At 31.0% G+C, this 15274-nt stretch carries 7 protein-coding genes; 6 read left to right on the top strand and 1 reads right to left on the bottom strand.

Going from position 1 to position 15274, the window contains the following annotated elements; translation table 11 throughout:
* Positions 1 to 51 precede the first annotated feature (51 nt).
* Positions 52 to 1314 (bottom strand): PstA family ABC transporter permease, encoded by a 1263-nt coding sequence (locus tag ERUM_RS02875; RefSeq protein WP_011155208.1) that lies wholly within the window; start codon positions 1312 to 1314, stop codon positions 52 to 54.
* 264 nt (positions 1315 to 1578) lie between these two features.
* On the opposite strand from ERUM_RS02875, the gene ERUM_RS02870 reads away from it, so the two are divergent.
* The 6 genes from ERUM_RS02870 to ERUM_RS02845 all read left to right on the top strand — a co-directional run bounded on the left by ERUM_RS02870 (position 1579) and on the right by ERUM_RS02845 (position 15263).
* Entirely contained in the window at positions 1579 to 2211 is a 633-nt protein-coding gene (locus ERUM_RS02870; RefSeq protein WP_011155207.1) for a superoxide dismutase, read from the top strand.
* Between the two features lie 388 nt (positions 2212 to 2599).
* Positions 2600 to 2893 (top strand): type IV secretion system protein VirB3, encoded by a 294-nt coding sequence (locus ERUM_RS02865; RefSeq protein WP_011155206.1) that lies wholly within the window; start codon positions 2600 to 2602, stop codon positions 2891 to 2893.
* Entirely contained in the window at positions 2893 to 5295 is a 2403-nt protein-coding gene (locus ERUM_RS02860) for a VirB4 family type IV secretion/conjugal transfer ATPase (protein WP_011155205.1), read from the top strand. The genes ERUM_RS02865 and ERUM_RS02860 overlap by 1 nt, the downstream gene beginning before the upstream one ends.
* A gap of 38 nt (positions 5296 to 5333) precedes the next feature.
* Positions 5334 to 7799 (top strand): TrbL/VirB6 family protein, encoded by a 2466-nt coding sequence (locus tag ERUM_RS02855; protein ID WP_011155204.1) that lies wholly within the window; start codon positions 5334 to 5336, stop codon positions 7797 to 7799.
* A 137-nt stretch (positions 7800 to 7936) separates the two neighbouring features.
* The gene (locus ERUM_RS02850; RefSeq protein WP_011155203.1) at positions 7937 to 10672 is read left to right on the top strand and encodes a TrbL/VirB6 family protein; all 2736 of its coding nucleotides are present in this window, start codon (positions 7937 to 7939) and stop codon (positions 10670 to 10672) included.
* Position 10673: 1 nt separating this feature from the next.
* Entirely contained in the window at positions 10674 to 15263 is a 4590-nt protein-coding gene (locus ERUM_RS02845) for a type IV secretion system protein (protein WP_011155202.1), read from the top strand.
* Positions 15264 to 15274: the final 11 nt, after the last annotated feature.

Below are 15274 nucleotides of genomic sequence, written 5' to 3'. Positions count from 1 at the left end.
TAAATTCAATTTAAACTTAAAGCTTTTTTGTATAGCTTGTTATAATGGATATTAGAAAATAAAGTAATCAAATTTCTTTCTTATAAAGGTTACGATAAGGTTCAAAATTAGTAATATTAATAATAGTGCTACTATTGCAATTGCAGCTAATTGTATAAATTCAATGTGTGGGTTACTTGCCCACATATATATTTGTACAGGTAACACTGTTGTTGGGTCAAGAAAATTTTTAGGTATGTCAACAATGAATGCTACCATACCTATCATAATAAGTGGAGATGATTCACCTAATATCCTAGCTATACTTAAAATGACACCTTGCATAATTCCAGGTAAGGCTAACGGGAACGAATGATGCATAATAACTTGCATATTTGATGCTCCTAGTGAAAATGCAGCATCTTTTACAGATGATGGAACTGCTGTTAAAGCTTGTTTTGTTGCTATTACTAAATTTGGTAACATCATTAATGATAAAGTTAGACCACCTATAAAAGATGATGAGCGTGGTATTTTGAAAATATTTATGTAGATTGCTAATCCTAAAATACCAAATATTATTGATGGAACCGCTGCAAGATTTGTGATACTGACTTCTATTATATAAGATATCCTATTTTTAGGTATTAGTTCATTTAGGCATATGCCGGATGTGATCCCAATTGGTACTGCAAATGTTAAACATATGATGATTGAAAAAATAGATCCTATTAATGATCCAATTATTCCGCTACTTTCAGGAGATCTAGAGTTATATTTAATAAATAAAGCATTGTTGAATGATTGTTTTATTAAATTTTCATTCTGTAGTTTTGTGATGATTGCTGAGTATACTTTGTTATATGTGTTTTTTTGTTTGATAATTCTATTAAATGTGGTGGAAGATTTAAACCACATTTTAAATGTGGTGGTTTCTGGGTTTTTGTATATAAAGTCTGCTAAGTTGTGGTGTGCAGTGTCGCTTATGATACTGTATATAGTGTTTTTATTGTTAGGGTCTGAAATATCTACAACATCTGAAAATAATGTCTCTAAAGATTTATGAATAGAGTCTATAAGGATACCTCTTAGTGCCATATTATCAGCTGTAGTACTTTTATTTATGGTGATTGGTAATAAAATTTCTGTTGCTGTTAATGCATTGTAACCATTGTTGATAATACTACCTAAAATTAAAAATAATATTCCTAATGAAGAAATTAATGCACTCATTGATAAGATTGATAAGATACGATCTTTCCTATTTTTCAAGGATACACGAGATGCAATATGACGGTGCTTTAATAGTTTACCTAACTTTTTTTGTATGTGCATGTTATTTATAAATGTAATATCGTACTATTAATGATGACCTTTAATTTTATCTATGATTCATTTATATTAAAAGTGTTTTTATATAAAATAAATATATTAATTTAGCATTATTTTTTTAATTTCTAGTATATGTACATATATTTTGTATAATGTTATCGTATTTTAAAGATATAATTTTTTGTTCGATATACATTTAAAAATTATTTGTGTCAGCATTTTAATATTCTATTTATTATATAGTTAATAATTAATTTGGAGGGATATATGTTTACTTTGCCAGAACTGCCTTATCAAAAAGATGATTTAGCCCCATATTTGAGTGCTAATGTGTTGAATTATCACTATGGAAAGCATCATCAAGGTTATGTAAATGCTTTAAATAATCTTGTTGCAGGGACTGATTTCTGTACCTGTACGAATGAAGATTTACCTGCGGTTATTAAAGCTACACATAGTGATTTAGCAACTAGATCAATATTTAATAATGCTGGTCAAGTATGGAATCATAATTTTTATTGGCAATCTATAACAAAGAATGGTGTTGTTACGCCTAAAGGAGAGTTATTAGATAGAATAAATAAAGATTTTGAAAGTGTTGAAAAGTTTAATAATGCTTTTACTGAAGCTGGAAAAGGTCATTTTGGTAGTGGATGGGTATGGTTGGTTTTTGATACTGTAGAGCAAAAACTTAAAATTTTGTGTACAGCTAATGGTGATACTCCTATTACTCAATATCCTGATACATACCCATTACTGACTATGGATGTATGGGAACACGCTTATTATTTAGATTACTTTAATGTTCGTCAAAATTATATAGAAATATTTTTAAAACATTTAGTTAATTGGGATTTTGCATCTCAAAGATTTTCTCAATGTATTGATAATGTTAAATAAATATTTTCCTAAGATGCTAATTTTACATTATTTTCTACTATTGTTTAATTTACTTATAGAGTTTTAATTTTTATTATGATATTTTAAGTATTAATTTAGTGTAATAGTGTTTTAATTAGGTAATTTTGATTTTATTAGTTTTTTAATCTATTTTTTCAGATATTTTTGTAGTTAGTAAATAATGCTATAGTTGGTATATGTGGTGAATTATTAATGAAAGGAATTTATTAATTATGATAAATAATTCTGATTTAATGTTTTATTAAATTGTTATTGTTACTTTAATTGTTGTGTGCCGTTATAGGTATTGTATTTAAACATTTTTGTGTTAGTGTTTGCACGTTAAGGCTTAGGATCACTAATATATTTTTATTTTGGTTATGTGTTTATGGCAGGTACTGTTAAAGCAGATCAGTTATTTAAGGGTTTGACACGTCCTACAATGTTATTTGGTGTTAGCTATATATTTGCTATGTTAAATTTTATGATTTGCATAATGCTATTTATGTATACTAATGATTTTAGAGCATTGTTCATTTTAGGGCCAGGTATACATGGTATAGGTTTCTTAGCTTCATCAAAAGAGCCATTATTCTTAGAATTATTTATGCTGAGAATGAAGAAGTGTAGTAAATGTTTAAATAGGTTTTATCATAATGCTAATTCTTATGATGTGATGTGATGTTAAAGCTAAATAGGTTGCAAACAAAAAAAAGAAAAATAATAGCTCGGGAATATCATGAGTCTAATTTTATTCCTTATAGTGAGCATTGGAATTCTTCTACATTGATGACAAAAGATGGGTCAATGCTTAAGGTTATTAAATTGTCTGGATATGCGTTTGAAACTGCTGACGATGAAGATTTATCTATACAAAATTCTATTCGTAATCAAATGTTAAGAAGTATATCATCTTCATCTTTTGGTTTGTATTTTCATATAATTAGACGTAGAAGGAATGCTTTTACAGAAGGTTTCGCTAGTGATAAGGTATCTAGTTCATTTGCAAACTATGTAAATGTAAAATGGAGGGAAAAGCATGCAACAAAACAGTCTTTTACTAATGATTTGTATATTACAATAGTTAGGGAAGGTGGCAAAAAAGGAATGGAATTTCTTTCTAGTATCCTTGATAAGTTTGGAAAAGGTGCTGCGCAAGAAGCAAGGATGAAGGATTTGCATGCTATTTCTGAAGATTTAGATGAAGTGACAAATCGTGTATTTACAAGTCTACGTAACTATATGCCTAAAATTTTAGGTATTAGAGAAACCAAACATGGGGTATTTTCTGAGATCATGGAATTTTTGTTGCAAATAGTAAACTGTGGTTCTTTTCAATATGCATTATTTCCTATGGGTGATGTATCACGGTACTTGCCTATGCATAGGTTATACTTTGGTCATAAGACAATACAAATTGTAGGCCATAATGAGTGTAAGTATGCTGGATTAATTAGTTTAAAAGAATATGGTCAAACTACTTCTGCTGGTATGCTAGATGCATTTTTGCAGTTGCCTTATGAATTGATTATTACTCAATCTTTTCGTTTTACTAATAGACAGAGTGCTATTACTAAAATGCAAATCCAGCAAAATCGTATGATACAATCTTCTGATAAAGCTGTATCACAAGTGGTGGAAATAAGTCAAGCTTTGGATGATGCTACTAGTGGTAGAATTGCTTTTGGACAACATCATTTGACAATTTTATGTGCAGAAAAAAATTTAAAAACTCTTGATAATGCATTGTCATTAATAGAGTCAGAATTGTCTAACTGTGGAGTATATCCAGTAAGAGAAAAAATTAACCTAGAGCCAGCATTTTGGGCTCAGTTACCTGGAAATTTTGAATATGTGGTGCGTAAAGCTATAATTAGTACATTAAATATGGCTGGGTTTGCATCTCAACATAACTATCCTGTTGGGAAAAAGTTTAATAATCATTGGGGTGAAGCAGTTACAGTATTTGATACTACTTCTGGTACTCCTTTCTTCTTTAACTTTCATATTCGTGATGTTGGTCATACTTCTATTATAGGTCCTACTGGTGGTGGAAAGACAGTACTCATGAACTTTTTATGTGCACAAGCCATGAAATTTTCACCAAGAATTTTCTTTTTTGATAAAGATTATGGTGCTGAAATTTTTATCAGAGCGATAGATGGAGTTTATATGGTTATAGAGCCTAGACATCTTACAGGCTTTAATCCCTTACATCTTGATGATACTCCAGATAATCGTACATTTTTAATGGAATGGATTAAATCTCTAATATCTGTATTTAATGATAAACTTACTTCTGAGGATATTACTCGTATTAATGATGCAATTGAAGGTAATTTTAAATTAAAGAAGGAACATCGGGTATTAAGTAATCTAGTGCCATTTTTAGGCTTAGATGGTCCTAATACTTTAGCTGGAGCAATCTCTATGTGGCATAGTGATGGATCTCATGCAGCAATATTTGATAATAAAGAAGATTTATTAGATTTTAATAAATCCAGGGTATTTGGTTTTGAGATGAGTCATCTATTAAAAGATCCAGTATCTCTTGCTCCTGTATTATTGTATTTATTTCATAGGATTAGTATTTCTTTAGATGGTACTCCTTCTATTATTGTTTTAGATGAGGCATGGGCTTTAATAGATAATCCAGTTTTTGCTCCTAAAATAAAAGATTGGTTGAAAGTTTTAAGAAAGTTAAATACATTTGTAATTTTTGCTACTCAGAGTGTTGAAGATGCTAGTAAAAGTGCTATTAGTGATACTTTGGTACAGCAAACTGCTACTCAAATATTTTTACCTAATTTAAAGGCTACTAGTGCTTATAGAAATGTGTTTATGTTAACTGAGAGAGAATATACTTTAATAAAACATACTGATCCTAGTACTAGGTTTTTCCTGGTAAAACAGGGTGTTAGTGCAGTGATTGCTAGAATTAATTTAAGTGGACTTGAGGATATAATCAGTGTGTTATCAGGTAGGACAGAGACAGTGCTAATGTTGCATGATTTGATAAAAGAGGTAGGTGATGATCCAAATGTTTGGTTGCCTATATTTTATGAACGAGCGAAGTATGTATAAAAATTAATTATTGAATATTTTTAGTAAAAGAGTTGATTATGCTAAAGGCTAGTAAAAAGTTAATATGTATATTAATGTTATTTTTAATCAATATTAACTTTATGTATGCTAAGCCTGCTTTTGCAGTAGAAGCTGAAAGTGAAAAAGTAGCAGTATATAGGACAACATTGGCTAGTAATCCTCTTTGTGCTGCAATAAATGAACATACTAAATATATTGGAATTGCAGGATTTACTGCTGGTATTGCACTTATCATAGCAAGTATTCCAGTGTTTGCAACAGGGCATTGGATTATTGGTTTGATTATGGTGGGTTCAGCATTTGCATCTATTGCAGTAGCTATTACAAGAGCTACATCCTTTTTTGCTTGTAATTGGGCATTTGTACGTCATCCAGTTATGCGATTTGATGATTTTGATGTGAAGAATGCAAAAAAGATAACAACTGGGAATACTGGCGATATTAAAGCAGGTGATTATAAGGAGTGTGAGAAACCTGAAGGTGAGAGTTATCCTAAATGTGCTAATGACGATATAGGATTAGAAGAAGAATATTTTAGGTGTATTGCTACTAAAAAACGTGATGGTACTGATGCGTTTAATTTAAAAGCTGCTAAAGATAAAGAACCTACTTGTCACTCTAGAAAATTTAAGAAGGCAACCAAATATAGTTGGCCTAAAAATCGAGTATCTAGTTCATCCTATATAGAAGTTTGTTATCGTAACCCGATAGGTATTAGTAATCCATTTACTATGGTAAAGAATATAGGGCAAGCTATTTCTGGTGATATTGATGCTCTATTAAGGTCTGGAAGTTATCCAAGGGAAGCTGATTATGGTGATTCTCAAATAAAAAGAGCAAAATATGCTTTACAAGGATCTGTTGAGTGTAAGGTTTTACGAGCTGGTCAAGAAGAAACCATTCATACAATTACTTTTCGTGCAATAGAAAAAGCTGATAAGATTTGTGTACATGCTGTTAAGGGAGGGGGCGCACCTTTATGGCCTCATGCTGAAATTGGTTGTCATATGCGACCTGGTGGTCCACCAGCACCTATGTGTGATAAATCTGAAGCTATAAAGTCAGAAACTGGTAAGATTATAGATTATGATAATTCTAAGTGTTATAGTTGTTATATAGATGATGCATGTACAGGTAAGGTTGGTGCTTATGTTAAGTCTATTTTCCCTGTAACTTCTACAATAGTTGCTTGTATAAAAGGTTCATTGAATAACATATTGAACGGAACATGTAGTGCTGGTAGGGATAATAAGAGTCAAAAAGTTGGGTTTTTAAAAGTTGCTCAAGAAAAATTAAAAAAGGCTGTTATGGCAGTTTTAATATTAGCTCTAATATTATTTGCTATTAAAGCAGCTCTTGGTGGAATACAAAGTCCAGCTGAATTATATATGTTAGTAATTAAGTTTTCTTTAGTAGTGTATTTTACTCAGGGTAATGCAATGTCTCATTATTATGATCAGTTGGTAAAATTATCAATAGGTCTATCTGATATTGTGCTAAGTGCAGGAGGTACACAGAGTATATGTAATTATAAAGAGTCAGATTATGATGAAAAATATAAATATATAGCTCCATGGGATAGGCTGGACTGTAGAATACTATTTTATCTTGGGCAGCAATTAATTGGTGGGCCTGCTACTGTACTACTTGGATTATTCATAACAGCAGGTATGTTTTTTGCTACTATGTTATTTAATGTCAAAATGATGTTATGTTTGGTTGCAATTTTTGCCGTATTAATGTTGTTGTTTATTGTAATATGGTTAGTATATATATTTTTACTATCATTGATAGCCCTTACTATACTAATATTAATTTCTCCGCTTATGATTCCTATGGTATTATTTCAAGCTACGAAAGGGTTTTTTGATGGGTGGATTAGGCAGTTAATGGTTTATAGTTTATATCCTGTTATATTGTTCGGTTTTCTTGCGTTGCTATTTACTGTGTTTGATAATTTATATTTTGAGGATCTTGAGTTTGAAAGGCATGAAGTTACAATTATTGATGCTAAAAGAATTACTTTTAAATTAAAAAATCCAAATCAATGTGATGGTTCAAAATATGATTATAACTTGGCTTGTATGTTTGGGAATATGAAGTTTTTATCACAACCTGCATTTTTAGGGTTTAATGCTTATGCTCCTGATTTTAAACATGAAGCTGAGATGTTATGGACTAAACTCTTAATGATGGTGTTAATAGGGTTTTTATTTTATCATTTCTTATCTTCTATTTCTTATATTGCAGCTGAATTAGCAGGAGATCCAAGAGCTGGTCATGTTGGAGCATCGTTAAGTCCTAAAGCTATGATGGGTTCTGCAGTCAATCTTGCTGCTAAAGCACAGGGTGCTGGATTCAATAAGGCTAGGGATGCTATTAGTAATAAATTAGGAAATAATAAATCTGGAGGAGATGGAGGTAAGGATGAAATATCTTCTGGGTCTTCTAGATCATCTGGTGCGTCAGACAGTTCTTCGTGAGTATTTTGATAGTCGGTAAGAAGTAATAGAAGGAAACTTATAATGAAAATGTGTGTTTATTTAGTTTTTTAAAAGTTTGTAATATAGTGGGATATATTAAGTGCTATGTTGTTTATTAAAGTAAAAGAGCTGGTTTTATGATGAGAGTAATTTTAGTAATCAGTATTTTACTTTTATCAAGCTGTGGATACCATAAGTGTATCAAGCCGCAAGATATGTTATACGATGAATATTCAAATGTTGTAGCAGCTGGAATAAAAGATGGAGAAAAAGAACATATTACTTGGGTTAAATCAGATTTAATATTAGCTGGAAGAGAATCTTTAGATATTAGTGTAAGCACAGTAAATGTTAATTTTTGTAGTAATGACAAAAGAACAATAAATGTTTTTATTAATGGTAATGAAAAAAGTGGAGATAAAAAAAAGTTTTACTTGGGGTTTAATAATATAATGCCAAAAGATAAACTTAGCTTTAGAGTAGTGCCTGAGTTTGAGTTTACTGTTGATAAAGATATATGTGATAATAAAGATCCTAGAGTTTATGTTCAAAATAAGGATAAGTGTATGGATACTTATTTTGGAGAACGTCATTATATACCTTTTGGTAAACATAATGGTCAAATGAATAATATGATGTATTTGGAATATACTGATGGTGCATTAAAAAAGAAAGAAGAAAGAAAAGAAGAGGAAGAAAATTGGATTAATTTTCCATCTAGGATTTTATATGATATTAATTATAAGGTATATGATGAATTAGTTAGTAAAATAGATAATAAAATAACTGATGTAAGCAGTAGAGAGATAAATTCTGAAGAGATGTCCTTACTTTGTAAGAAAGATGATAACATAAAAAATACTGGTGATGACAGTAATGAAAGAAATATCGTAATAGAGAAATATAAGAGATTATATGATGCATATACTGTAAATATGTTGTGTGGGAATTTATGTGGTTTTCGTAATTACAAAAATGAAGAAAATGAAAAGAATTGTTTTGTTATTGAGAAAGCGAATTATATACCAACGCAACAAGATGTAAGTTCTTGTACTGATGGTACACAATGTAATGTAATAAAGAATAATATACAGTATACAGGGTTGCGTTTTGTATATCTATTATATGATAATGAGGACATAAATAACTTTCTTGAGTCTGATGGAGTCATAAAAAAATGGAAAGATGATGAAAATAAACCTAATGTTAATAGTGATAGTACTCTTAACAATGCTGTAGGGTTATTAACTGGTTATAATTATAAATTTTCAAAAGAAATTAAAAATGGTGGGCAAGATAAGGGGCTTTATTTAGAAATTCGACCACCAAAAGATGCTACGTTAAAAGGCAAATATACTATTGAAGCTATGAGAGATTGTAGTGGTTATGCTGAGGATAGTTTATATTATACAATATCTAAGGGTGTTCCTAATAGTAAACCAGGAGATTCAGGTACACATAAAATTGACTTTGCTAGTGATAAAAATATAACGGTAAGTTTAACAAAAGAAAATAAAGCAGGTGAATTGTATTTTGGTGTCAAAGATAATGGAGATGGATATAAAAATAACACTGGTTATTTTAATATAACAGTTGTGGCAAAGAAAAGGATACCTAAGATCATATCTTATATGGTAAATACTTTAAAAGATAGTTTATACAGGGGGTTGTATGGTACATCAGCTACTAATTCTGGATCTGTTCATTTAATATATGATAGCTTAATTAAAAATACACATTTTATTCAGATAGTAAAAGCATTATTAGTTTTGTATATATTAATAAATGCATTGTTTTATTTTGTTGGATTTGCTAAATCTTCTATTTTTGAACTACTAGTTATAACATTAAAAATAGGTATAGTAATGTATGTTATTGGTCCTAATAGTTGGGACTTTTTTCATAATCACTTATTTAAACTATTTACTGATGCTCCTATAGAACTAATTAATATCCTGACAGGTCAGGAATCTAAGAATAGTACAAGTTTTGCATTTTTAGATATGATGTTGTACAGATTCTCTTTATCTAGCAGCTGGCTGCAAATGTTGTCGTTATTTTTTACAGGACCAATAGGATGGGTGAGTGTAACTCTGATATTTTGGGGATTATGTGTTTTGTTTTTAACTATTGCTGGTGCAATTATCACCTACTTAATATCTATTGTTCTTATAGGATTATTGCTTAGTATAGCGCCATTTTTTATAATTTGTATTTTATTTAAACGTACAAAAGCAATTTTTGATGCATGGATAAAATCTTTAGTTCAAACTGTCATGCAACCTGTTATAATATTTGCATCTTTTGCACTACTAACAGAAACAATAGATAGTATAATACAGGCTATGTTTAATTTTGAATCATGTGATGCTTGTGTTATTAATCCTACAATTAATATAGGGATAATCAAGATAACTTTCTGTTTACTTGAATTTCTTCTTCCTTCTGGATTTTCTCCTCTTTCAACATTTTCTGATAATATGAGAGATTCAGTAAATGGTGACTCACTAATATTTATAGGATTACCAGCTCCTATTACTAAGATAATAGCATTTGTTATTATGGTAAATGCAACTAAGCATTTTGTTGGTTCTTCTGGTGAAATGTGTACATCAATTTTTGGATCATTTGCTAATTTATCTTCAGTTGCTGATAATGCAAAAGAAAGCCTTTTAGGGGTAGTTGGTATGGACAGAAATACTCGTATGCAAAGACAGAGATATAATGAGATGAATAGTCTAAATAATCAAAATAGTGATGGTGAACGTAAACGTAGTTCTTTTGCTGCTCCATTACCTGCAGAGGATGGTAATCGGTCATCACGTAGTGGTGTCTCAATTCCTGAAAGTCCTCCATCTAGTTTTGGTAAATAATATGAAGAATAGTATTATATTATTGATGCTGTGTTTTATAACTGGATGTGGGATCAATTGTATAGAAGGTAGTAAAGGTGTAAGTAGTACTTCAGTTAGTGTTGATGTTCCGCCTGTGGCAAAGGTTAGTATTATAACAAAGAAGGTAAAAGAGAAGAATGGAAAAGAAACTACCATAGATTATAGAAAGGTACATCCTAATTGGATTGATACTGGGATAAGAGTTAGTGAGAATCAAAAAATCAACTTAACAATTAATGGGTCTGTGAATCTGTGTCCTAAGGATTCTTTTAATCCACGAGAAATAATTGTACCGGCTATTTCATGTCAGTATGGCGTTCCTGATGATGAGTATCAAAATGAATCTACTTATTTTCATATAAGGAAGGTGTGTGGAGAAGCTTTTAAGAATCAGGTTAAGGATAATGCAAAACAAAAATTAATAGATAGTGTGATTTTTAAACGTGGTGTTACAGGAAATCAGGAACAATCTAAGAAACAACAACCTACGAAACAACAAGTAGATCAGATGATTTTTGCACCCGATGTTCATACTGTAAGCACATTTCGTCTTAATAAAGGTGATGTTTTTAGGGTTAATCTAGTTCCTAGAACAGTAAAAGTTAAAGGTTGTAGTAGTGCTGAGTTAAAAGGTTTAGGTATTATATATTATTCTGATAATGAAATATTTGAAGATGATCAATGTAGTAAACCTGTAAAAGCTGAATATATATGCAAGAATGGGATACAATCTTTTTCTATGAAGATAGGAGATGAACAGGCTTGTATAAATTTTACAGAAGGAGCAGGAGCAATAAATCGTCTACAAGGAACAGAAGTTTCCGCATTAGTTGATAATAGATATTCTCCTCGTGGAAATAAAATATTTTATACAAATGATAGCAAGAAAAATTGGATAGAAGCTCCTTTTATTTATGATGCTAGAACAGTTAAGAATCAGAAAAGTATTGATAAGTTAAAAGATCAATGTGAGATTATTAAAGAACTTAATAAGAAAAATATGATAAGTCATATAGTAAATACAAGTACTAGTGATGCTGATATTCTCAAATATTATAAAGAACAAAAAGAAAGAAATATCATAAAATCAGAAGTTACACAAGATACTATAGATGTTCTTAATAGTTTTACCACTTATGATATTAATTGTGTTTGTGGCACAGTGTGTAAATCTGATCAATCATTGTCACAACAAAGTAGAATATCTTCTATATTAACTCTTAATGAAGGTAGTAGTGAGTGTAGTGTTGCTAACAATTCAGATCAAGAATTTAAAAATGCAACAAAAGAGGATTTAGAGAAGAAAGACTGGACAAAGCAAGAATGGAAGAAAGATGTTAAAACAGAAATAATAGTAGGGTTGACAGCATATTTTAGATTATTTGATAATAGAGTAGATAGGAAAAGTAGAGAGCCATTGCATCGTTGTTTTCCTAGTGAGTCTAATTCACAAGGATTCAGATGTATTAGTGCTATTTTTGGAAAGAGTGTAGAAGAAAATAGCATAAAATCTAATGTTAACTATACTTATGGGTTTGATGAGCCTGTTGTATTAAAGTTTGGTATAATAGGTGGGTATAATCAATATGCAGGTTATTCTGGTGGATATAATATTCATGTAGAACGTATGTGTAATTTTGTAGATGGAAAGAAATTATACATGTACATAGGAAATACTCCTCCAACTATGTTGCCAGGTAGTAATAATACTGTTGAGCTTTTTGTTCCAAAGAAAGGTAAGGATGGTAAACAATCTACTTCTGGGACTGCGACGTATACAATAAATGATGATAACTCTCAAAAGAAATCCGGTACTATTTATTTAGGAGTAGATGTTCAAGGTTATGAAGATCAATTTGATTATCGAAGTATGCCAAGTGTTGAGTCAGATAATAAATATACTGTTGATTTTGCTATTAATAGGTGGAATCCTAACTTCTCTAAAGCATTTGTGATGATTAGAGATTTTCTTTTGAAAGTCTTGTATGGATTACCTGATAATCAAAAAGTTAGTAGTATATCTCAAGCAATGGATGTTGTTCGTACTACTAAATCAAAAGGGGCAGTACAACATATTTATACTAATCAGACTACTTCTGGAAAATTATGGAGAGGAGTGCAAGCATTATGTACTTTATATATCATTTTTACGGTATTGGGTTATGTTATAGGGGTTGTAAAATGTACTAAATATGATTTAGGAGTTCGTATTGCTAAAATAGCTGTAGTTGTTGGTTTACTAAGTCAAGATAGTTGGGAGCTTTTTAGTAGTCATTTCTTCTCTTTATTTGTGCAAGGTGTAAGTGATCTCATATCTACATTTAATGGAGAATTAGATGGAGATAATTCATTTGCATTTTTAGATCCAACTATAGGCGTTTTGTTAACAGGGGAAGTTTGGATTAGGTTCTTAACATTAATAATTACAGGTCCAATAGGATGGCTTGTATTTGCTATGATTATATGGGCTGTGTTTGTATTTTTTGTATGTATAATTGAAGCAGTTATAGCGTATTTATTTACTATTGTTGCTATTGCATTTTTGGCTACATTAGCTCCTATTTTTATAACTTTTCTTTTGTTTCAATTGACAAAAACATTATTTGACTCTTGGATAAAAATGTTAGTGAATTTTTCACTACAGCCTATAATTTTATTTGCTGCTCTTGCATTTTTAAATCAGGTAATGTTAACAGTACTGCATGATGTAACAGGATTTACTGTTTGTAATCAGTGTTTTATTGGACTAAGTCTTCCTGCAAGTGTTACTGAAAAAGGTGCTCCGCCTGATGTTTGTGTTATGCCTGTATTGTTACCAGTGGGTTATGCAAGTGAGTTATCTATAGATGATGCAGTTAGAGAATCAGATTCTAGAGATGGTAGAATTGGGTTTCTTGGTCTTCCTTTTGGAATTACGTCGGTTTTAATATTACTTATTACAGCAAATGCTATGAAGGCGTTTAGAGGGATGTCAGAAGCTATTTCTCAGTCTATTTCAGGAAGTGTTGCTGGTATCGGTGCTAGTTTGCATGCAGCAACTCAGTCTTTAGCGTCGATAGTAGGACTTGATCAAGAAACTCAAAGTATTATTAAAAATGCTATGGCCAATCGTAGGTCTACTGGCCAATCTGATGTTAATATTTCAAGTAGGGCTAATCCTAATCCTGTTAATGAAGGGGAATCATTAAATAAAGATGGTGATGATAGTAGTAATAGACCAGTTACTGGTGATCATGATAAATTAGGTAGTAGTAGTGTATCTTCAGGTGAAAACTTTGATAGTGATGAAAAACATCAAGTATCTTCAGGAAGTCGCTATGGTCCAGTTGATGATACGTTAATAAATTCAACTAAAGGTCAAGTGTTAGATACTGATTCTTCACATTATAAAGATAATGGTGATGGTGTAAAAGATACTTCTGGAAATGTAATGGATGATGGATCAACTAAGACTCGTGATAATGTACCTGATGAAGGTTCTACCACTAATAGGAATGATAGTACACAAGATAATATTGATGGTAAAACAGTAGAAGAAAGTGTTGCTACTGGAGATGGTGATATGCAAGGTAGTAATGATTCAGATATAGGTGATCGTGATGGAAGTAGTAGTGCTGAAGATAAAGTACCTACTGATAATGAAAATCAAAATGATAATGATAATGCACAACAAGATGGATCTAATGTAGAAGAAGAAAGTCATGCAGCTGATAGACATGATACTATAGATAGTGAGGATAGTACTGATGATACTTCTGATAGTAGTGTAAGTGAAGGAGAATCTGATGTTTCAGAGAGTGATGTAGAAAGTAGTGGTGATAATACTACTGAAGTTGGAAGTAATACTGACGATAAAACACCTGGTGATGATGATAATAAGGATGAAAGTGTACAACAAAATGAATCTGATCTAGGGGAGGAAAGTAATACAACTGACAGAACTGATACTATGGATAGTACTGATGATACTTCTGATAGTAGTGTAAGTGAAGGAGAATCTGATGTTTCAGAGAGTGATGTAGAAAGTAGTGGTGATAATACTACTGAAGTTGGAAGTAATACTGACGATAAAACACCTGGTGATGATGATAATAAAGATGAAAGTGTACAACAAAATGAATCTGATCTAGGGGAGGAAAGTAATACAACTGACAGAACTGATACTATGGATAGTACTGATGGTACTTCTGATAGTCCTGTAAGTGAAGGAGAAACGAATGGTTCAGGTAGTGATGTAGAAAGTAATACTTCAGAGAATGACTCAGATGATAAGAACCTTAATACTAATACTACTGTTGATGAAAATAATAATACAAATGATATGCAGGATGCAGAAAGTAAAGCATCAAGTGCTGTTGATGATTCATCTAGTGAAAGTGAAGGTGTTGGTAAGAAGAGAGGTAAACGTGATATTAATTTCTTAGATGGTCCTCAAAAAAGAAGACTATATATGGATGAATATTCTAGTGTGAAAGAAAAAATTGCCGGCCATCAATCAGCTATAGATGTGGAAACAGAATCTCATGAAAGATCACAGGTGAAAAGGCGTGGTAAGAAAAAGGATGAGTAACGGTTGGATGT

Source organism: Ehrlichia ruminantium str. Welgevonden, assembly GCF_000026005.1.
GTDB lineage: Bacteria > Pseudomonadota > Alphaproteobacteria > Rickettsiales > Anaplasmataceae > Ehrlichia > Ehrlichia ruminantium.
Note: the sequence above shows the minus strand (reverse complement) of the source record. Positions and strands in the feature narration are given on the sequence as shown.